General features: G+C 67.1%; 19 protein-coding genes. 18 read left to right on the top strand and 1 reads right to left on the bottom strand.

Features of this window, described 5'->3' with window-relative positions; genetic code table 11:
- Nucleotides 1-42: 42 nt before the first annotated feature.
- The 6 genes from leuC to asd all read left to right on the top strand — a co-directional run bounded on the left by leuC (nt 43) and on the right by asd (nt 4,907).
- Nucleotides 43-1,452 carry a 3-isopropylmalate dehydratase large subunit gene (leuC, locus tag H0X90_RS03495; protein ID WP_043205143.1) on the top strand — a complete coding sequence of 470 codons (1,410 nt, stop codon included), beginning with the start codon at nt 43-45 and terminating at the stop codon, nt 1,450-1,452.
- A gap of 3 nt (nt 1,453-1,455) precedes the next feature.
- Complete coding sequence (locus tag H0X90_RS03490; protein WP_006487745.1) at nt 1,456-1,602, top strand: entericidin A/B family lipoprotein; 147 nt, start codon at nt 1,456-1,458, stop codon at nt 1,600-1,602.
- A 67-nt stretch (nt 1,603-1,669) separates the two neighbouring features.
- Nucleotides 1,670-2,320 (top strand): 3-isopropylmalate dehydratase small subunit, encoded by a 651-nt coding sequence (leuD, locus tag H0X90_RS03485; RefSeq protein WP_012493210.1) that lies wholly within the window; start codon nt 1,670-1,672, stop codon nt 2,318-2,320.
- Between the two features lie 75 nt (nt 2,321-2,395).
- Nucleotides 2,396-3,463: a 3-isopropylmalate dehydrogenase gene (leuB, locus tag H0X90_RS03480; protein WP_048985275.1), complete on the top strand. Its 1,068-nt coding sequence runs from the start codon at nt 2,396-2,398 to the stop codon at nt 3,461-3,463.
- Nucleotides 3,464-3,581: 118 nt separating this feature from the next.
- Nucleotides 3,582-3,701 (top strand): hypothetical protein, encoded by a 120-nt coding sequence (locus tag H0X90_RS03475; RefSeq protein WP_006756675.1) that lies wholly within the window; start codon nt 3,582-3,584, stop codon nt 3,699-3,701.
- 84 nt (nt 3,702-3,785) lie between these two features.
- Nucleotides 3,786-4,907 (top strand): aspartate-semialdehyde dehydrogenase, encoded by a 1,122-nt coding sequence (gene asd, locus H0X90_RS03470; protein WP_012493211.1) that lies wholly within the window; start codon nt 3,786-3,788, stop codon nt 4,905-4,907.
- Between the two features lie 96 nt (nt 4,908-5,003).
- Here asd and flgE read toward each other — a convergent pair whose 3' ends face one another.
- Nucleotides 5,004-6,248: a flagellar hook protein FlgE gene (gene flgE, locus H0X90_RS03465; RefSeq protein WP_077190760.1), complete on the bottom strand. Its 1,245-nt coding sequence runs from the start codon at nt 6,246-6,248 to the stop codon at nt 5,004-5,006.
- Nucleotides 6,249-6,274: 26 nt separating this feature from the next.
- Here flgE and H0X90_RS03460 point away from each other — a divergent pair, with 26 nt between their 5' ends.
- The 12 genes from H0X90_RS03460 to purF all read left to right on the top strand — a co-directional run bounded on the left by H0X90_RS03460 (nt 6,275) and on the right by purF (nt 19,004).
- Nucleotides 6,275-6,541, top strand: a complete 267-nt coding sequence (locus H0X90_RS03460) for a hypothetical protein (protein WP_125346341.1) — start codon at nt 6,275-6,277, stop codon at nt 6,539-6,541.
- A gap of 521 nt (nt 6,542-7,062) precedes the next feature.
- Nucleotides 7,063-9,177, top strand: coding sequence for a FimV/HubP family polar landmark protein (locus tag H0X90_RS03455; protein ID WP_012493212.1), 2,115 nt, complete (start codon nt 7,063-7,065; stop codon nt 9,175-9,177).
- On the top strand, nt 9,177-9,989 hold the full coding sequence (truA, locus tag H0X90_RS03450) for a tRNA pseudouridine(38-40) synthase TruA (RefSeq protein ID WP_077190759.1): 813 nt from the start codon (nt 9,177-9,179) through the stop codon (nt 9,987-9,989). The genes H0X90_RS03455 and truA overlap by 1 nt, the downstream gene beginning before the upstream one ends.
- Nucleotides 9,986-10,687 carry a phosphoribosylanthranilate isomerase gene (locus tag H0X90_RS03445; protein ID WP_077190758.1) on the top strand — a complete coding sequence of 234 codons (702 nt, stop codon included), beginning with the start codon at nt 9,986-9,988 and terminating at the stop codon, nt 10,685-10,687. Before truA ends, H0X90_RS03445 begins: the two co-directional genes overlap by 4 nt.
- Before the next feature lie 54 nt (nt 10,688-10,741).
- Entirely contained in the window at nt 10,742-11,935 is a 1,194-nt protein-coding gene (gene trpB, locus H0X90_RS03440) for a tryptophan synthase subunit beta (protein WP_006484413.1), read from the top strand.
- Nucleotides 11,936-11,944: 9 nt separating this feature from the next.
- Nucleotides 11,945-12,796 (top strand): site-specific DNA-methyltransferase, encoded by an 852-nt coding sequence (locus tag H0X90_RS03435; protein WP_006484405.1) that lies wholly within the window; start codon nt 11,945-11,947, stop codon nt 12,794-12,796.
- Between the two features lie 95 nt (nt 12,797-12,891).
- Nucleotides 12,892-13,707, top strand: a complete 816-nt coding sequence (trpA, locus tag H0X90_RS03430; RefSeq protein ID WP_006484407.1) for a tryptophan synthase subunit alpha — start codon at nt 12,892-12,894, stop codon at nt 13,705-13,707.
- 62 nt (nt 13,708-13,769) lie between these two features.
- Nucleotides 13,770-14,642: an acetyl-CoA carboxylase, carboxyltransferase subunit beta gene (gene accD, locus H0X90_RS03425; RefSeq protein WP_006484412.1), complete on the top strand. Its 873-nt coding sequence runs from the start codon at nt 13,770-13,772 to the stop codon at nt 14,640-14,642.
- 99 nt (nt 14,643-14,741) lie between these two features.
- Nucleotides 14,742-16,052, top strand: coding sequence for a bifunctional tetrahydrofolate synthase/dihydrofolate synthase (folC, locus tag H0X90_RS03420; RefSeq protein ID WP_006495947.1), 1,311 nt, complete (start codon nt 14,742-14,744; stop codon nt 16,050-16,052).
- 29 nt (nt 16,053-16,081) lie between these two features.
- Nucleotides 16,082-16,918, top strand: a complete 837-nt coding sequence (locus H0X90_RS03415) for an SPOR domain-containing protein (protein ID WP_034178306.1) — start codon at nt 16,082-16,084, stop codon at nt 16,916-16,918.
- Between the two features lie 7 nt (nt 16,919-16,925).
- Nucleotides 16,926-17,420 (top strand): CvpA family protein, encoded by a 495-nt coding sequence (locus tag H0X90_RS03410; RefSeq protein ID WP_006491262.1) that lies wholly within the window; start codon nt 16,926-16,928, stop codon nt 17,418-17,420.
- 51 nt (nt 17,421-17,471) lie between these two features.
- The gene (purF, locus tag H0X90_RS03405) at nt 17,472-19,004 is read left to right on the top strand and encodes an amidophosphoribosyltransferase (RefSeq protein WP_006495945.1); all 1,533 of its coding nucleotides are present in this window, start codon (nt 17,472-17,474) and stop codon (nt 19,002-19,004) included.
- Nucleotides 19,005-19,163: the final 159 nt, after the last annotated feature.

Here is a 19,163-nt window from a genome sequence, read left to right as displayed (position 1 = left end):
CCGCATCCGCAAGGCTTGTAGTCACAACGACCCCGCATACCCATGGCACAGACTCTCTACGACAAACTGTGGAACACCCACGTGGTCCACACCGAGGAAGACGGCACGACCCTGCTCTATATCGACCGTCAGCTGCTGCATGAAGTCACGAGCCCGCAGGCATTCGAAGGGCTGAAGATGGCGCAGCGTCCGGTGTGGCGCATCAGCGCGAACCTGGCCGTGTCGGACCACAACGTGCCGACCACGGACCGCAGCCACGGCATCGCCGATCCCGTCTCGAAGCTGCAGGTCGACACGCTCGACGCGAACTGCGACGCATTCGGCATCACCCAGTTCAAGATGAACGACGTGCGCCAGGGCATCGTCCACATCATCGGGCCGGAACAGGGCGCGACGCTGCCGGGCATGACGATCGTGTGCGGCGATTCGCATACGTCGACGCACGGCGCGTTCGGCGCGCTCGCGCACGGCATCGGCACGTCGGAAGTCGAGCACGTGCTCGCGACGCAGACCTTGCTGCAGAAGAAGAGCAAGAACATGCTCGTGAAGGTCGAGGGCGCACTGCCGCGCGGCTGCACCGCGAAGGACATCGTGCTCGCGATCATCGGCAAGATCGGCACCGCGGGCGGCACCGGCTACGCGATCGAATTCGGCGGCTCGACCATTCGCGCGCTGACGATGGAAGGCCGCATGACCGTCTGCAACATGGCGATCGAAGCCGGCGCGCGCGCGGGCATGGTCGCGGTGGACGACACGACGATCGACTACCTGAAGGGCCGTCCGTTCGTGCCGACCGGCGCGGAATGGGATCAGGCCGTCGAATACTGGCGCCAGTTCAAGTCGGACGACGGCGCGCACTTCGACCGCGTGGTCGAGCTGAACGCGGCCGAGATCGTCCCGCAGGTCACGTGGGGCACGTCGCCGGAAATGGTCACGTCGATCGACGGTCGCGTGCCCGATCCCGAGCGCGAGAAGGATCCGGTCAAGCGCGACGCGATGGAGCGCGCGCTGGCGTACATGGCGCTCGAGCCGAACACGCCGATCGAATCGATCAAGGTCGACAAGATCTTCATCGGCTCGTGCACGAATGCACGGATCGAGGATATCCGCGCGGCCGCGTATGTCGTGAAGAAACTGAACCGTCGCATCGCGTCGAACGTGCGGCTCGCGATGGTCGTGCCGGGCTCGGGCCTCGTGAAGGCGCAGGCCGAGCGCGAAGGGCTCGACAAGGTGTTCACCGACGCGGGCTTCGAATGGCGCGAGCCGGGCTGCTCGATGTGCCTCGCGATGAACGCCGACCGGCTCGATCCGGGCGAGCGCTGCGCGTCGACGTCGAACCGCAACTTCGAAGGCCGGCAGGGCGCGGGCGGCCGCACGCACCTCGTGAGCCCCGCGATGGCGGCGGCCGCCGCCATCGAAGGCCACTTCGTCGACATTCGCCAGCTGGGGTAACGCGTGACGGCATCGAAGGTCATCGCGCGGCTGGTTGCCGCGCTGGCGTTGGCGGGGCTGGGCTTCGGCCTCGCGGGCTGCAATACCGTCCGAGGCTTCGGCGAGGACGTCAACGCCGCCGGCAACGCGCTGAAGCGCGCCGCGGACTGACACCGCCACCGAGAATTTGTCGATGGGCGCCGGCCGCGTGCCGGCCCTTCAACCGGATAGACGGATCATGGAAAAATTCACTGTACATACCGGCGTCGTGGCGCCGCTCGATCGCGAGAACGTCGACACGGACGCGATCATCCCGAAGCAGTTCCTGAAGTCGATCAAGCGCACGGGCTTCGGTCCGAACGCGTTCGACGAATGGCGCTACCTCGATCACGGCGAGCCGGGGCAGGACAACTCGAAGCGTCCGCTGAACCCGGACTTCGTGCTGAACCAGCCGCGCTACCAGGGCGCATCGGTGCTGCTCGCCCGCAAGAATTTCGGCTGCGGCAGCTCGCGCGAGCACGCGCCGTGGGCGCTGCAGCAGTACGGCTTCCGCGCGATCATCGCGCCGAGCTTCGCGGACATCTTCTTCAACAACTGCTTCAAGAACGGCCTGCTGCCGATCGTGCTGACCGAGCAGCAGGTCGATCACCTGTTCAACGACACGTATGCGTTCAACGGCTACCAGCTGACGATCGACCTCGACGCGCAGGTCGTGCGCGCGGGCGACGGCCGCGAGTATCCGTTCGAGATCACCGCGTTCCGCAAGTACTGCCTGCTGAACGGCTTCGACGACATCGGCCTCACGCTGCGCCACGCGGACAAGATCCGCCAGTTCGAAGCGGAGCGGCTCGTGAAGCAGCCGTGGCTCAACACGAAGCTGGTCGGCTGATCGCGCGTGGCGGGTGCGCCGTGCGCGCGCTCGCCGGCCTGTCTCCCCAACAACCTACCCAGTCAGGAATTTCGCATGAAGATTGCAGTGCTGCCCGGCGACGGCATCGGTCCGGAAATCGTCAATGAAGCCGTGAAGGTGCTGAACGCACTCGACGAGACGTTCGAACTCGAACAGGCGCCGGTCGGCGGCGCGGGCTACGAGGCGAGCGGCCATCCGCTGCCCGACGCGACGCTGGCGCTCGCGAAGCAGGCCGACGCGATCCTGTTCGGTGCGGTCGGCGACTGGAAGTACGACTCGCTGGAGCGCGCGCTGCGCCCCGAGCAGGCGATCCTCGGGCTGCGCAAGCACCTCGAGCTGTTCGCGAACTTCCGCCCGGCGATCTGCTATCCGCAGCTCGTCGATGCGTCGCCGTTGAAGCCGGAGCTCGTCGCGGGCCTCGACATCCTGATCGTGCGCGAACTGAACGGCGACATCTACTTCGGCCAGCCGCGCGGCGTGCGCGCGGCGCCGGACGGCCCGTTCGCCGGCGCGCGCGAAGGCTTCGACACGATGCGCTATGCGGAGCCGGAAGTGCGCCGCATCGCGCACGTCGCGTTCCAGGCCGCGCAAAAGCGCGCGAAGAAGCTGCTGTCGGTCGACAAGTCGAACGTGCTGGAGACGTCGCAGTTCTGGCGCGACATCATGATCGACGTGTCGAAGGAATACGCGGACGTCGAGCTGTCGCACATGTACGTCGACAACGCGGCGATGCAGCTCGCGAAGGCGCCGAAGCAGTTCGACGTGATCGTCACGGGCAACATGTTCGGCGACATCCTGTCGGATGAAGCGTCGATGCTGACGGGTTCGATCGGCATGCTGCCGTCGGCGTCGCTCGACAAGAACAACAAGGGCCTGTACGAACCGTCGCACGGTTCGGCGCCGGACATCGCCGGCAAGGGCATCGCGAACCCGCTCGCGACGATCCTGTCGGCCGCGATGCTGCTGCGCTACTCGCTGAATCGCGCCGAGCAGGCCGATCGCATCGAGCGTGCGGTGAAAACGGTGCTCGAACAGGGTTATCGCACGGGCGACATCGCGACGCCGGGCTGCAAGCAGGTCGGCACGGCGGCGATGGGCGACGCGGTGGTCGCGGCGCTGTAAGCGGACGGATCGAAGTCCGGTAACCAAGATGAAAAGGGCGCGAACGGGCCGTAAAAATCGGCCGGTTCGCGCACCGTTGGCCGTTGTGCGGGCCAGCGGCTTTGTGTAGACTCGAACGATGGCGCTGATTTCCCTGATCTCCCCGGTCCTGAAACTCCACGGCAACACTGCCCGTGCGGGTGCGCGCGCCATCGTCATCACGAAAACCATTACCACGAAAACGATCATTAAACGCTGATCGCCGTCGTGCCCGCCTGTTTCCCCGCGCGGTCACGCGGGGACGGAAATGGCGGGGAAGCTCCATTCAAGCAAAGGGTTAGTCATGAACGTAGGTCTCGTAGGTTGGCGCGGCATGGTCGGCAGCGTCCTGATGCAGCGCATGCAGGAAGAGGGCGATTTCGACCTGATCGAACCGGTGTTCTTCAGCACCAGCAACACGGGCGGCAAGGCGCCGTCGTTCGCGAAAAACGAGACTACGCTCAAGGACGCGACCAACGTCGACGAGCTGAAGAAGTGCGACGTGATCATCACGTGCCAGGGCGGCGACTACACGAACGACGTGTTCCCGAAGCTGCGCGCGGCCGGCTGGAACGGCTACTGGATCGACGCGGCGTCGTCGCTGCGGATGAAGGACGACGCGGTCATCATCCTCGATCCGGTCAACCTGGACGTGATCAAGGACGCGCTCGTCAAGGGCACGAAGAACTTCATCGGCGGCAACTGCACGGTCAGCCTGATGCTGATGGCGCTCGGCGGCCTGTTCCGCGAGAACCTCGTCGACTGGATGACGGCGATGACCTACCAGGCCGCATCCGGCGCGGGCGCGCAGAACATGCGCGAATTGCTGTCGCAGATGGGCGCGCTGCATGGTTCGGTGCAGGAGCAGCTCGCCGATCCGGCTTCCGCGATCCTCGACATCGACCGCCGCGTGCTCGCGACGATGAACAGCGACGCGATGCCGACGAGCCAGTTCGGCGTGCCGCTCGCCGGTTCGCTGATCCCGTGGATCGACAAGGATCTCGGCAACGGGATGTCGAAGGAAGAGTGGAAGGGCGGCGCGGAAACCAACAAGATCCTCGGCAAGCCGGCGATGGGCGAGCCGGGTGCGATCCCGGTCGACGGGCTGTGCGTTCGGATCGGTGCGATGCGCTGCCATTCGCAGGCGCTGACGATCAAGCTGAAGAAGGATGTGCCGCTCGACGAAATCAACGGCATCCTCGCGTCCGCGAACGACTGGGTGAAGGTCGTGCCGAACGAGCGTGAAGCGTCGATGCGCGACCTGTCGCCGGCGAAGATCACCGGCACGCTGACGGTGCCGGTCGGCCGCCTGCGCAAGCTCGCGATGGGCGGCGAATACCTGTCGGCGTTCACGGTCGGCGATCAGCTGCTGTGGGGCGCGGCCGAGCCGCTGCGCCGCATGCTGCGCATCCTGCTCGACAAGTAAGCACGGCTGTCCGGCCAGCGGGCCGGGCTGCACGACACGACGCGCCGCGTCGGCCTCGAGATCCGGGGCCGGCGCGGCGCGTTTTTCATGCGCGGGTCAACGCAGGTTCAGCAGCGTCTGGTCGACCGCCTGCTGGGTCTTGATCGTCTGCGCGTTCGCCTGGTAATTGCGCTGTGCGGTGATCAGGTTCACGAGCTCGGTCGTCAGGTTCACGTTCGAATTTTCCAGCGCGCTCCCCTGCAGCGTGCCGTGGTTCGTGCTGCCCGGCGCGGCGATCTGCGGCACGCCGGACGCGGCCGTTTCCGCATACTGGTTGCCGCCGATGTTCACGAGTCCGTTCGGGTTGTTGAAGTTCGCGAGCGCGATCAGGCCGAGCACCGCGCTCTGGCCGTTCGAGTAGTTGCCGGTCAGCTTGCCGTCGGTGCCGATCGAGAACGTCGTCAGCGTGCCGCTCGCGAAGCCGTCCTGCGCGAGATTGGTCACGCCGTCCTTGCCGCCGTACTGCGTCGTGCCGCCCAGGTCGAGCGTCAGGTTCTGCGGATTGGCGCCGCCCGTCGTGTTCGGGATCGAGAACGCGAACTGGCCGAGGCTCGGCGTCGGCTGGCCGGTCGCGGCCGACGTCGTCGAGCTGATCCGGCCCGACGCATCGAACGTGACGGTGCCGAGATTCGTCGGCGTCTGGCCCTGCACGCCCGCGTAGGCCTGCCACGTGCCGGCCGCGCTCTTCGCGAAGTACATCGTGACCTGCTGCGAGCCGCCGAGCGTGTCGTAGACCTGGATCGACGAGTTGTAGTTGTACGTCGTGTTGTCGGTCGCGCTGAACGGCGTCTTGGCCGGCACCTTGTCCTGCGCGTTCAGGTTGAACTGGCCGGTGATCTTGCTCGTCGCGCGCGGCGCGATGTTGTTGGTCGGCGCCTGGAGCGGCACGGTCTGCGCGGTGTTGATCACGCCGCCGGCGCCCGCCGCATAGCCCATCAGGTTGCGGCCTTGCGCGTCGACGATCGCGCCGTTCTTGTCGCGATGGAACGTGCCGTCGCGCGAGTACGTGGTCACGCCGTTGCTGGACATCTGGAAGAAGCCGTTGCCGTTGATCGCGACGTCGAGCGACGACTTCGTCGAATTGATGGTCCCCTGGCCGAAATTCTGCTGCACCGACGCGAGCCGCGTGCCGATGCCGATCTGCGTGTTGACCGACGTCGCGACCGAATTCGCGTACATGTCGGTGAAGTTCGCGCGTCCCTGCTTGAAGCCGACCGTGTTTGCGTTCGCGATGTTGTTGCCGATGACGTCGAGATTGCTCGACGCACCGGCCAACCCGCTCAAGCCCTGCTGATAGCCCATGTTCGGTCCCCGTAACGAGCTGGTGAGTGAATGCAGTCGTGCGACTGCGCGATGACCCTCCGGTACTTCACGGCATCAGCCCGGCCGCGCGCGCCCGCCTTTCCGGCATGTGCAGGCGCGAGGTCGAAAGATGCCGATTCCTGTTTGAGGACGATCGTATCGACGGCGATTATTTGGTCTGTGTAATTTTGTGTAATGTAATTGAATTGATGCAGAAACGATCGCTTTTGTATGAGCAATGGCGTGGGCGTAAGGCGGTGAAAGCCTTATGGGGTGGGGCTTCGGCCGTGTAAATTTTCATTTCTCCGATAAGAGGGGGGAATTGCCTTCTTATCGACGAATTGAAATTTGTCGGGAGCGGGATTAAGCGCCGATCAGGATTTGTTTTGATTTTCGGCGGCTAGTTCATTAACGGCGGGCAGGGCGGATTGTTGAGAAAATCCGTGCGATTCTGTCGTCGTGATCCCGCGACGGACGCCGGGTCGGCGCCGGAAAGCCGCTTCCTCCGACAGAGGGGAGCGACGCTGCTGCGAGACGGCTTTCGCCTGCGGCACGCAGGTTCGTCCTGATCGATCGGATGCATGGACTACGACAGGCGCACCCGCGCGACACGAGCGCCTGCCCGCGCCCGGTTGCACCTGCCGGCGACGAATTCGGCCGGAACCCGATCGTGTGAAGTAAACTACGCGGTTACGACGCACAGACCCGCCGAAAGCGTCGCGTTCCGCGCGACGCTTTTGCATTTCTGCAGCCATTTATTGACGCTTCCAACCGTGAATCCGAGCCGCGCCTGCGCGCGGCGATAGAGCCAACGATGTCCCGAATTTCCTTGTTTCCGCGTCAGTCCCGTCTGTCGCGCGCCGTGCGTGGCGCGCTGGCGATCCTGGCGCTCGGCGCAGCCGCATCGGCATGGGCAGTCGGCGCCGGCGAACTGCCGGCGTCCGCTGCCGGCGCCGCCGCTCCGCTTACCGTGACGGTCCAGCCGGGCCAGTCGCTGAACGACATCGCGAAAGCGGCCACGCAATCGCACGATCCGGGCGTGCTCGCGCGCGCTGGCCGTGCGCTGTTCGACGCCAATCCGCAGGCGTTCATGAAGCGCGACGCGAGCCGCCTGAAAGTCGGCGCGACGCTGACGGTGCCCGCGCTCGACGCCACCGGCGCGGCGCTCGCGCCGGCCGGCGCATCCGCTGCCTCCGGGACGACGGCCGCTTCCGCGCCCGCCGCCGCATCGGGCGCGGCGGCGATCGCGCAGCATGGCGCGTCGGCGCCGCATGCCGGCTCGGCCGTGCAGTCCGCGCCGGTGGCGCCTGCCCAGCATGCAACGCCGGTGAGCGGCGCGAGTGCCGCGACGGCGGCGGGGGCATCGGCTTCGAGCGGTGCCTCTTCGAACGGGGCGTCGGCCGTACATGGCGCGTCGGCTGTCGACGGCATGCAGCCGGCGGCGCCTACGGCCGGGGCAAGCGGCCCGCACGTATGGAGCGGCGCGATCCAGTCGGCGCCGTCGGCCACGAGCGACGCTGCGGGGCAGGCGGTGCCGGGCGGCCCGGTTTCCGGCGTGCACGAACCGGCTGGCGCAGCGCCCGCCGTGAGTGCGTCGCAGCCGCGGCCGTCGAGCCTCCAGCAATTGCTGGCGCTGAAGAATCGCGTGCTGATGGAGCTGCAGAAGCACGGCATCGGCAAGCCGGCCACGACGACCGGCGTCGCGCCGGCGCCGGCTCCGGTGCCCGCCGCGCCGCGTCCGGCAGCGAACGACGCGGGTGCGTCGGCCGCTGCATCGACGGCAAGCGAAGCCGCGTCGGGCGTGGCAGCCAGCGCGCCGCAACCGGCATCGGCGTCCGTGCAGCCGATCGCGCCCGTCGCGACACCTGCACGTCGTCCCGAACAGATGGATTGGCGTCCGGCCGCCGTGGCCGGCGCTGCCGTGATCGTGCTCGCGGCCGGCTTCGCGTGGCGCAAGCGCCGCAAGGGGCGCCGCGCGGACGATGCGGGTACGGCTACGGCCGCGGCAGGCGGTGCCGCGGAAGCGGAAGCCGCGCCGTCCGTCGAGCGCGAACTGCCGATCACGCCCGAGATGCCGGTTGCGCGCGATGCGGCGTCCGACATGAACCTCGCGGCGGCGACTGCTGCGGCGGCGGAGACCATCGAGCCGCCCGCAGCGGACACCTCGCCCGCACCCGAAGTGACGGCGCCGCCGCGCGACGAGTCGCCCGAATTGCCGTCTGCTCATGCGGCGGAGTCGCCCGCGAACGACGCGACTCCGGTTTCGGCCGAGGCGCCGCACGACGCGGCGCCAGCGGAAAAAAACACCGCCGCCGACCAGCCGGCCGAGCCGCCCGCGGCGTCCATCGCGCCTTCGAGCACCGAAGCGCAGCACGCGACGCTGATGCAGAACGCGATCAGCGCGCTCAACAGTCTCGACATGCCGTTGCCGCCGCGGGCGACAGACGAGCCGTCGTTGACGCCGGAGGAACGCGCGGCGCGGGCAGCGCAGCCCGACGCCGATAAAATCGCAACTAACGGTCAATCCGCCCAGCACCCGCCGATTGGCTCGGGTGAGACGACGCCGGAACATCCGGCCGACCAGGACGACGAGTTCGACTGGGACCCGGACGCCGCGACGCCTGCCGGCCACGCGGGCCAGCCGCCCGCGACGTCGTCGCTGCCGGCGCTCGGCGGCGCGCAGTTCGGCGCGCTGAAGCTCGATTTCGATCTCGACCTGCCGTCCACGCCGGGCGCCGCGCTGCCTGCGCTCACCGCGGACGAACTCGCGCGCATCGCCCGCAACAAGCTCGATCTCGCGGCGGAGTACGTCGAACTGGGCGACCTGTCCGGCGCGCGCACGCTGCTGCAGGAAGTGGTCGACGCGAACGACGCCGCGACGCGCGACGATGCGCGCGCGCTGCTCGCGAAACTGGCGGACGAGGCGTGATGCGGATCGCGCTGGGCATCCAGTACGACGGCGCGGCGTTCTGCGGCTGGCAGGCGCAGCCGCACGGCAAGACCGTGCAGGACCGGCTCGAACATGCGCTGGCCGAGTTCGCGCGGGTGCCGCTGCACACGACGGTGGCGGGGCGGACCGACACCGGCGTGCACGGGCTCGGGCAGGTCGTGCATTTCGACACGGAGCTCGAGCGCGAGGTGTTCTCGTGGGTGCGCGGCACCAACGCGTTCCTCCCGCCGACCGTGTCGGTGCAGTGGGCGAAGCCGATGCCGGACACGTTCCATGCGCGCTTTTCGGCGTTCGAGCGCACCTATTACTACGCGCTGTACGTGCATCCGGTGCGTTCGCCGATGCTGGCCGGGCGCGCGGGCTGGATCCACACGCCGCTCGACGACGACGCGATGCGCGCCGCCGCCGTGCACCTGATCGGCGAGCACGACTTTTCGTCGTTCCGGTCGTCGGAATGCCAGTCGAAGACGCCGGTCAAACACCTGTATCAGATCGACATGCGGCGCGCGGGGCATTTCATCCATTTCCGCTTCCGCGCCAACGCGTTCCTGCACCACATGGTGCGCAACCTGATGGGCTGCCTCGTCGCGGTGGGGCGCGGCCGCTATCCGGCCGACTGGCTCGCCGACGTGCTGGCCGGGCGCGACCGCAATCTCGCGGCGCCCACGTTCATGGCCGACGGGCTGTACCTCGCCCACGTCGGCTACCCGGCGGAATTCGCCGTCCCGCCCGCGCAGCTCGGCAGCGTGCCGTGGAGCAGCGTCTGGGCGGATCTGGACCCACAAACATGACGGAGCACGCCGTGCCTTCTTCGACTTCCGCCGCGGCTGGCCTGGCGCCGCGCACGCGCATCAAGCTGTGCGGGCTGTCGCGTCCCGAGGACGTGCTGCACGCGGCGGCGCTCGGCGCCGATGCGATCGGCCTCGTGTTCTACCCGAAGAGCCCGCGCGCGGTGTCGATCGCGCAGGCGGCCGAGCTGGCGAGCCTCGCGCCGCCGTTCGTCTCGGTGGTCGGGCTGTTCGTGAATGCGACCGAAGCCGAGATCAAAGCCGTCGTGCGCGACGTGCCGCTCACGATGCTGCAGTTCCACGGCGACGAGACGCCGGAGCAGTGCGACGCACTTGGCCGCGCGGCACGCCTGCCGTGGTTGCGCGCGGTACGCGTCGGCCCCTCGACGCAGCGTGCCGATTTGGTAGAATCGGCTCTTCATTATTCGAAAGCGCGCGGCCTCCTGTTCGACACCCTGGTGCCGGATTACGGCGGTAGCGGCAAGGTCTTCGATTGGTCTCTTATTCCCGCAGAGCTCGCGCGTCGGGCCGTTTTGAGTGGTGGCTTGAACGCGCAAAACGTCGGTGATGCGATCCGCCAGCTGCGTCCGTTTGCTGTCGATGTCTCGAGTGGCATCGAAGTGGAGGGCGCGAAGGGCGTGAAGGATCACGCCCGGATGGCGGCGTTCGTACGCGCGGTGCGCGCAGCGGACGCCGGGTGATGCAAGCCGGTGCGGCCTGATAAGCGGGCGCGCCGACCGATCGAGAGAGACACCATGTACAACCTTCCTGATGATCGCGGCCATTTCGGCCCGTATGGCGGCGTGTTCGTCGCCGAGACGCTGATTCACGCGCTGGACGAACTGCGCGCGGCGTATGAAAAGTTCCAGAACGATCCCGACTTCGTCGCCGAATTCGAGCGCGAGCTGAAGTATTTCGTCGGCCGCCCGTCGCCGATCTATCACGCGCAGCGCTGGAGCGAGATGCTCGGCGGCGCGCAGATCTACCTGAAGCGCGAAGACCTGAACCACACGGGCGCGCACAAGATCAACAACGTGATCGGCCAGGCGCTGCTCGCGAAGCGCATGGGCAAGAAGCGCGTGATCGCGGAAACCGGCGCCGGCCAGCACGGCGTCGCGACCGCGACGATCTGCGCGCGCTTCGGGATGGAGTGCGTCGTCTACATGGGCTCGGAGGACGTGCGCCGGCAGGCCGCCAACGTCTACCGGATGAAGCTGCTCGGCGCGACCGTCGTGCCGGTCGAATCGGGTTCGCGCACGCTGAAGGACGCGCTGAACGAAGCGATGCGCGACTGGGTCACGAACATCGAAAGCACGTTCTACATCATCGGCACGGTCGCGGGCCCGCACCCGTATCCGATGATGGTGCGCGACTTCCAGCGCGTGATCGGCGACGAGTGCAAGGTGCAGATGCCCGAGCTCGCTGGCCGGCAGCCGGACGCGGTGATTGCGTGCGTGGGCGGCGGGTCGAACGCGATGGGCATCTTCTATCCGTACATCGACGATACCTCGGTGCAGCTGATCGGCGTCGAAGCGGCCGGCGACGGCCTCGATACGGGCCATCACGCGGCATCGCTGATCGCCGGCAGCCCGGGCGTGCTGCACGGCAACCGCACGTACCTGCTGCAGGACGACAACGGCCAGATCATCGAGACGCATTCGGTGTCGGCGGGCCTCGACTATCCGGGCGTCGGCCCCGAGCACGCATGGCTGAAGGACAGCGGCCGCGCGCAGTACGTGCCGATCAGCGACGACGAGGCGTTGAAGGCGTTCCACGACTGCTGCCGGATCGAGGGGATCATTCCCGCGCTCGAGTCGAGCCACGCGATCGCGTATGGCGTGAAGCTCGCGCCGACGTTGCCGAAGGACAAGATCCTGCTCGTCAACCTGTCGGGCCGCGGCGACAAGGACATGCACACGGTCGCCGAGCGATCGGGCATCGAGCTCTGACCCCGACCGATGCGTGACCTGATCGAAGAGCCGGGCGGCGGCGCCGCGAGCGAGGCGGAGGCGGTTCAGCCCGCCGCTGCCGTGCCGCGCGCGCTGCCGTCCGGTATCGAGCTGCACAACCGCGATTTCCTGACCCACGCCGCGCACCTGCCGGATGCGTCGATCGACCTGATCGTCGCCGATCCGCCGTACGGGCTCGGCAAGGACTACGGCAACGATTCGGACAAGCGTTCGGGCGACGACTTCCTCGCGTGGACGCGCGAGTGGCTCGACCTCGCGATTCCGAAGCTGAAGCCGAGCGGGTCGATGTACATCTTCTGCACGTGGCAGTACGCGCCGGAAATCTTCAGTTTCCTGAAGACGAAACTCACGATGGTCAACGAGATCATCTGGGACCGGCGCGTGCCGAGCATGGGCGGCACGACGCGCCGTTTCACGTCGGTGCACGACAACATCGGCTTTTTCGCGGTTTCCAAAGCGTATTACTTCGATCTCGATCCGGTCCGCATCCCGTACGACGCCGACACGAAGAAGGCCCGCTCGCGCAAGCTGTTCGAAGGCAGCAAGTGGCTGGAGATGGGCTACAACCCGAAGGACGTCTGGTCGGTCTCGCGCCTGCACCGGCAGCACGCGGAGCGCGTCGATCATCCGACCCAGAAGCCGCTGGAAATCATCGAGCGGATGGTGCTCGCAAGCTGCCCGCCGGGCGGCCGCGTGCTCGATCCGTTCATGGGCAGCGGCACGACCGCGGTGGCCTGCGCACGGCAGGGGCGCGACTTCGTCGGCTACGAGATCAACGAAAGCTATTGTGCGATCGCGCACGAGCGCGTGAGCGCGCTCGCCGCGCCGGCGTGCGCGTGAGTCGCGCCGCCGCGTCGCCGAACGCAACGCATACATCGTATGAGACCGGAGCAAGCGCTGAAGCGCCAGCTCCGGATCGACACAGGAAAATTGCCATGTCCCGTATTCAGCAGACCTTCGCCGCGCTCGCCGAACAAGGCCGTAAGGGCCTGATCCCGTTCATCACGGCCGGCGATCCCGATCCCGCGAAAACCGTCGAATTCATGCACGCGCTCGCCGCAGGCGGCGCGGACGTGATCGAGCTCGGCGTGCCGTTCTCGGACCCGATGGCCGACGGCCCGGTGATTCAGCGCTCGTCGGAACGCGCGCTCGCGCGCGGCGTCACGTTGAAGAGCGTGCTCGCCGACGTGAAGCGTTTCCGCGAAACCGACCCCAAAACCCCCGTCGTGCTGATGGGCTATGCAAACCCGATCGAACGGATGGGGGTCGACGCGTTCGCGGCCGAAGCGCACGCGGCCGGCGTCGACGGCGTGCTGGTGGTCGACTATCCGCCGGAAGAGGCCGGTGTTTTCGCCGAGAAAATGCGCGCCGCGCAGATCGATCCGATCTTCCTGCTGGCGCCCACGTCGACCGACGAGCGCATTGCCGACGTCGGCAAGATCGCGAGCGGCTACGTGTATTACGTGTCGCTCAAGGGCGTGACCGGCGCGGGAAATCTGGATGTTTCGAGCATTGCAGGTAAAATCCCGGCCATCAAGTCGCGCGTGCCGGTTCCGGTGGGCGTCGGCTTCGGTATCCGCGACGCCGAAACGGCGCGCGCGGTGGCCGAAGTGTCGGATGCCGTCGTGATCGGCAGCCGCCTGGTGCAGCTGCTCGAGAGCGCCGCGCCGGAAGGCGCCGCCGCCGCGCTGAAGACTTTCATTGCCGAGCTGCGTGCCGCGCTGGACGGCGCGGGCAAGACGGCGCGATAAACACAACAGGAAGCGGGAACGGGCCGGTCGGCCCGCCCCGCCACGGAACAGGAAACCATACGATGAGCTGGCTCGACAAACTGTTGCCGCCGAAGATCAAGCAGACCGACCCGAAAAGCCGCAAGGGCATTCCGGAAGGCCTGTGGGTCAAGTGCCCGTCCTGCGAGGCCGTTCTCTATCGCAACGACGTGGACGCGAACCTGCACGTGTGCCCGAAGTGCGATCACCACATGCGCATCGGTGCACGCGAGCGCCTCGACGGGCTGCTCGATCCGGAAGGCCGCTACGAAATCGGCCAGGAAATCGTGCCGGTCGACACGCTGAAGTTCAAGGACAGCCGCAAGTACCCCGATCGTCTGAAGGAAGCGATGGACGAAACCGGCGAGACCGACGCGATGGTCGTGATGGGCGGGGCGATCCACACGCTGCCCGTCGTCGCGGCCTGTTTCGAGTTCTCGTTCATGGGCGGCTCGATGGGCTCGGTCGTCGGCGAACGCTTCGCGCGCGGCGCGCAGAACGCGCTGGAGCAGCACGTGCCGTTCATCTGCTTCACCGCATCGGGCGGCGCGCGGATGCAGGAAAGCCTGCTGTCGCTGATGCAGATGGCCAAGACCACCGCGATGCTGACCAAGCTCGCCGAGGCGAAGCTGCCGTTCATCTCGGTGCTGACCGACCCGACGATGGGTGGCGTGTCGGCGAGCTTCGCATTCCTCGGCGACGTCGTGATCGCCGAGCCGAAGGCGCTGATCGGCTTCGCCGGCCCGCGCGTGATCGAGCAGACGGTCCGCGAGAAACTGCCGGAAGGTTTCCAGCGCGCCGAATTCCTGCTGAAGACCGGCGCGATCGACATGATCGTCGATCGTCGCAAGATGCGCGACGAGATCGCGCAGTTGCTCGCGCTGCTGCAGCGACAGCCGGCCGACGCGCTGGCCTGACCGGCGCAAGGTTGTGACTCCGCGCGTCGCCTGGCTCCAGCGTCAGGCGGCGCGCTTCGTTTTTTGGCGTAGTGGCGGTACCGATCCAGATTTGATCCGATGAGCACTTTTCCCACTCTCGACGCGTGGCTTTCGCATCTCGAACGCGCGCACCCGGTCGGCATCGACATGGGCCTGACCCGCATCGGGCAGGTCAAGGCGGCGCTGCAGCTCGAATTCGCGTGCCCGGTGATCACCGTCGGCGGCACGAACGGCAAGGGCTCGACCTGCGCATTCCTCGAGACGATCCTCGTGCGCGCGGGCTACAAGGTCGGCTGCCACACGTCGCCGCACCTGCTCGAATTCAACGAGCGCGCGCGCGTGAACGGACAGAACGTGACCGATGACGAACTGCTGCCGCACTTCGAGGCCGTCGAAGCCGCGCGCACGTCGCTGGCCGAGCCCGTATCGCTCACGTATTTCGAATTCACGACGCTCGCGATCCTGCATCTGTTCGCGGCGCGCGGGCTCGACGCGGTGATCCTCGAAGTCGGCCTCGGCGGCCGGCTCGACGCGGTCAACATCATCGATACCGATTGTGCGATCGTCACGAGCATCGACATCGACCATACCGAATACCTTGGCGACACGCGCGAGAAGATCGCGTTCGAGAAGGCCGGGATCTTCCGCGCCGGCAAGCCGGCGATCTGCGGCGATCCGGCCGCGCCGCAGACGCTGATCGACCACGCCGAAGCGATCGGCGCCGATCTGTGGCTCGTCGGTCGCGATTTCCGCTACGAGGCGCAAGCGGGCGCCGAGCGCCAGCAATGGAGCTACCTCGGCCGCGAGAAGCGCTATCCGGCGCTCGCGTATCCGGCGCTGCGTGGCGCGAATCAGCTGATCAATGCGTCGGCCGCGCTCGCCGCGCTCGAGGCGCTGCGTCCGGTGCTGCCGGTGTCCGCGCAGGACATCCGGCTCGGGCTGGCGAACGTCGAGCTGCCGGGGCGCTTCCAGGTGCTGCCCGGCAAGCCGGCGATCGTGCTCGACGTCGCGCACAACCCGCATGCGTCGGCCGTGCTCGAGCAGAACCTCGGCAACATGGGCTTCTTCCCGTACACGTACGCGGTGTTCGGCGCGATGCACGACAAGGACATCGACGGCGTGCTGCAGCACCTGAAGGGCGAGATCGACCACTGGTGCGTGACCGACCTGCCGCTGCCGCGCGCGGCCTCCGCGGAGCAGCTCGAAGCCGCGCTGCGCAAGGCTGGCGTGGAGGAGGGGCCCGATTCGAGCGTGACGCGCTACGCGTCGCCTGCGGAAGCGTTTCGCGATGCACTAAAAAGAGCATCCGAGAATGATAGAATCGTGGTTTTCGGCAGTTTCCATACGGTTGCCGGCGTGCTGGCCTACCGTAAATCGCAGCAACACTGACTGACGGGCAGTTTCGGACTCAGCCATTCATGGGAATTTTCTCGTTCGGCAAAAAAGACGACGACGCGCCCCCGCGGCGCGGCGGTCGCACCGGGGCTTCCCGGAACGTGCGCACGGAGCGCACTGAACGCGTCGAGCGGCGCCCGCGCCGCACCGAGCGTCCGGAATCGGACGCACTGCTCCTCGATCCGACCCTTCCAGAAAAGCAACGCGCACGCCGGCGCCTCGTCGGCGCGATCGCGCTCGTCGTGGCCGCGGTGATCGTGCTGCCGATGGTGCTCGACTCGCACCCGAAGCCGGTCACGGACGACATCGCGATCGACATCCCGAACCGGCCCGCGCACCAGGCGGTCGCGCCGCGCGACGACGATGTGTCCGACGTGCAGGCGGGCGTCGCCCACGACGAACCGCCGGCATCCGACACGACCGTTGCGGCCGCACCGGCCCCTGCGCCGAAGGATGCCGCCAAGCCGGCCGCGAAACCCGATACGACCACCACGGCGAGCGTGACGCCGCCGAAGCCCGCGCCGAAGCCGGCCGCCCCCGCGGCGAAACCGGCCGCGCCGAAGCCTGCGCCCGCAACCGTCGCGAATGCCGGCGCCGCGAGCCCGGACAGCGGCGACGCATCGTCGCCGGCATCGCCGGCCGGTGCGCGCTTCGCGGTGCAGCTCGGCTCGTTCAAGGACGACGCGACGGCCCGTTCGTGGGCGACCAAATTGAAATCGGCGGGTGTGCCCGCATATGTCGAGCATCGCAAGCAGGCGGACGGCAGCACGGCTACACTGTTGCGTGCCGGCCCGTTCGCGGATCGATCGGCGGCTTCCGCCGCGATCGCGAAGGTGCGCGAAGCCGGTCTGACGCAGTAATGCCACGATGCTGACGGCTTTCGACTACGCTGTATTGGCGGTGATCGTGTTGTCGGCGCTGCGCGGCGCATGGCGCGGCTTCGTGTCCGAGATTTTCGGGCTGATCGGCTGGATCGCGGCGATCGTGATCGCGGGCCGCTACGTCGGGCTGGTCGTGCCGTACATCCCGGCGAACTGGCCGGGCGGCGCGCTGACGCAGTGGGTGATCGCCTTCGCGTTAGTCGTGATCGGCGTCGTGCTGGTCGCCGGAGTGGCGAACGCGCTGCTGTCGCGGATCGCGCAGGCGAGTGGCCTGGGCGGCGTCGACCGCTCGCTGGGCATGATGTTCGGGCTCGTCCGCGGCTGCGTGCTGGTGGTGCTGCTGGTCGCGGCGGCCGGGCTGACCGAACTGCCCAAACAGGATTTCTGGCGCAATGCGCTATTGCGTCCTTTTGCCGAACAGGGCGTGCACGAGCTGAAGCAGCTCCTGCCCGACGGCATGGCCCAGTACGTACGCGTGTGACGACGCGGCCGGGCAGGACGGAACCGATTTTGTCATTCTGAAGGACATGCCATGTGCGGCATCGTAGGTGTTATCTCCCAATCCCCGGTCAATCAGCTGATCTATGACAGCCTGCTGCTGCTGCAGCATCGCGGTCAGGACGCGGCGGGCATTGCGACGGCGGACGGCAGCAATTTCCACATGTACAAGGCGAACGGCATGGTGCGCGACGTGTTCCGCACGCGCAACATGCGCAGCCTGCCCGGCACCTACGGCATCGGCCAGGTGCGCTACCCGACGGCCGGCTCGGCGTCGAGCGAGGCCGAGGCGCAGCCGTTCTACGTGAACGCGCCGTTCGGGATCATCCTCGCGCACAACGGCAACCTGACGAACTGGCAGCAACTGAAGGACGAGATGTTCCGGATCGACCGCCGGCACATCAACACCAATTCCGACAGCGAAGTGCTGCTGAACGTGTTCGCGCACGAGCTGCAACTGTCGACCACGGGCCTCGAGCTCGATCCGGCGTCGGTGTTCAAGGCGGTGTCGGGCGTGCATCGCCGCCTGCAGGGTTCGTACGCGATCGTGTCGCTGATCGCCGGCTACGGCCTGCTCGCGTTCCGCGACCCGTTCGGCATCCGTCCGCTCTGCATCGGCAAGCTCGAAACCGAGCACGGCACCGAATGGATGGTCGCGTCGGAGTCGGTGGCGGTCGAAGGCATCGGTTTCGAATTCGTGCGCGACCTGGAGCCGGGCGAAGCGATCTTCATCGACAAGGCCGGCAACTTCCACAGCCAGCAGTGCGCGGAGAACCCGACGCTGAATCCGTGCATGTTCGAATACGTGTATCTGGCCCGTCCGGATTCGTGTCTCGACGGCGTGCCGGTCTACAACGTGCGCCTGCGCATGGGCGACTATCTCGCCGAGAAGATCAAGCGCGAGCTGCCGAACGTGCCGATCGACGTCGTGATGCCGATTCCCGATTCGTCGCGCCCGGCCGCGATGCAGGTCGCCGCGAAGCTCGGCGTCGAGTATCGCGAAGGCTTCTTCAAGAACCGCTACGTCGGCCGGACCTTCATCATGCCGGGGCAGGCCGTGCGCAAGAAGTCGGTGCGCCAGAAGCTCAACGCGATGAGCATCGAGTTCAAGGACAAGCACGTGCTGATCGTCGACGATTCGATCGTGCGCGGCACGACCTCGCATGAAATCGTGCAGATGGCGCGCGATGCGGGCGCGAAGTCGGTGATCTTCGCGTCGGCGGCGCCGCCCGTGAAGTTCCCGAACGTGTACGGCATCGACATGCCGACGCGTGGCGAGCTCGTCGCGCACGGCCGCACCGACGAGGAAGTCGCGAAGATCATCGGCGCCGACCACCTGATCTATCAGGACGTCGACGATCTGCGCCGCGCGGTGCGCGACATCAACCCGAAGCTCGAGCGCTTCGAGGCGTCGTGTTTCGACGGCAACTACATCACCGGCGACGTGACGCCCGAGTATCTCGATGCGATCGAGCGCGCGCGCCTCACGCCGGCGTCGCAGGCCGATCGCGATACGGCCGGCGATACCGAGCGTTCGCAGATGAACCTGCAGCTGTCGGTCGAGTAACGCCGGCGCACGCTTCGATCGAGGCGTGATAGGATGTGGCCTTGCGTCGATTTGATATCAGCTTGCGGACGCGGGGCAACTTCCCAAAACAGCTAAAGCGAAGGCCGGCGGCAGCCGGCCCGAGTCGATCGCTGTCGTACCGCACCGAAGCCCGCTGAT

Origin of the sequence: Burkholderia sp. 9775_39, assembly GCF_015712225.1 — a bacterium.
Taxonomy (GTDB): domain Bacteria; phylum Pseudomonadota; class Gammaproteobacteria; order Burkholderiales; family Burkholderiaceae; genus Burkholderia; species Burkholderia cenocepacia.
The sequence above is the reverse complement of the archived record's forward strand: the minus strand, read 5'-3'. Positions and strand labels throughout refer to the sequence as shown.

Excerpts from the sequence above, each read along its gene's own strand:
- H0X90_RS03415 (WP_034178306.1), top strand. The coding sequence starts at position 16,082 with ATGGGAATTTTCTCGTTCGGCAAAAAAGACGACGACGCGCCCCCGCGG.
- folC (WP_006495947.1), top strand. The coding sequence starts at position 14,742 with ATGAGCACTTTTCCCACTCTCGACGCGTGGCTTTCGCATCTCGAACGC.
- leuB (WP_048985275.1), top strand. The coding sequence starts at position 2,396 with ATGAAGATTGCAGTGCTGCCCGGCGACGGCATCGGTCCGGAAATCGTC.
- trpA (WP_006484407.1), top strand. The coding sequence starts at position 12,892 with ATGTCCCGTATTCAGCAGACCTTCGCCGCGCTCGCCGAACAAGGCCGT.
- H0X90_RS03445 (WP_077190758.1), top strand. The coding sequence starts at position 9,986 with ATGACGGAGCACGCCGTGCCTTCTTCGACTTCCGCCGCGGCTGGCCTG.
- trpB (WP_006484413.1), top strand. The coding sequence starts at position 10,742 with ATGTACAACCTTCCTGATGATCGCGGCCATTTCGGCCCGTATGGCGGC.
- accD (WP_006484412.1), top strand. The coding sequence starts at position 13,770 with ATGAGCTGGCTCGACAAACTGTTGCCGCCGAAGATCAAGCAGACCGAC.
- truA (WP_077190759.1), top strand. The coding sequence starts at position 9,177 with ATGCGGATCGCGCTGGGCATCCAGTACGACGGCGCGGCGTTCTGCGGC.
- H0X90_RS03435 (WP_006484405.1), top strand. The coding sequence starts at position 11,945 with ATGCGTGACCTGATCGAAGAGCCGGGCGGCGGCGCCGCGAGCGAGGCG.
- H0X90_RS03410 (WP_006491262.1), top strand. The coding sequence starts at position 16,926 with ATGCTGACGGCTTTCGACTACGCTGTATTGGCGGTGATCGTGTTGTCG.
- asd (WP_012493211.1), top strand. The coding sequence starts at position 3,786 with ATGAACGTAGGTCTCGTAGGTTGGCGCGGCATGGTCGGCAGCGTCCTG.
- purF (WP_006495945.1), top strand. The coding sequence starts at position 17,472 with ATGTGCGGCATCGTAGGTGTTATCTCCCAATCCCCGGTCAATCAGCTG.
- leuC (WP_043205143.1), top strand. The coding sequence starts at position 43 with ATGGCACAGACTCTCTACGACAAACTGTGGAACACCCACGTGGTCCAC.
- H0X90_RS03455 (WP_012493212.1), top strand. The coding sequence starts at position 7,063 with ATGTCCCGAATTTCCTTGTTTCCGCGTCAGTCCCGTCTGTCGCGCGCC.
- flgE (WP_077190760.1), bottom strand. The coding sequence starts at position 6,248 with ATGGGCTATCAGCAGGGCTTGAGCGGGTTGGCCGGTGCGTCGAGCAAT.
- leuD (WP_012493210.1), top strand. The coding sequence starts at position 1,670 with ATGGAAAAATTCACTGTACATACCGGCGTCGTGGCGCCGCTCGATCGC.
- H0X90_RS03475 (WP_006756675.1), top strand. The coding sequence starts at position 3,582 with ATGGCGCTGATTTCCCTGATCTCCCCGGTCCTGAAACTCCACGGCAAC.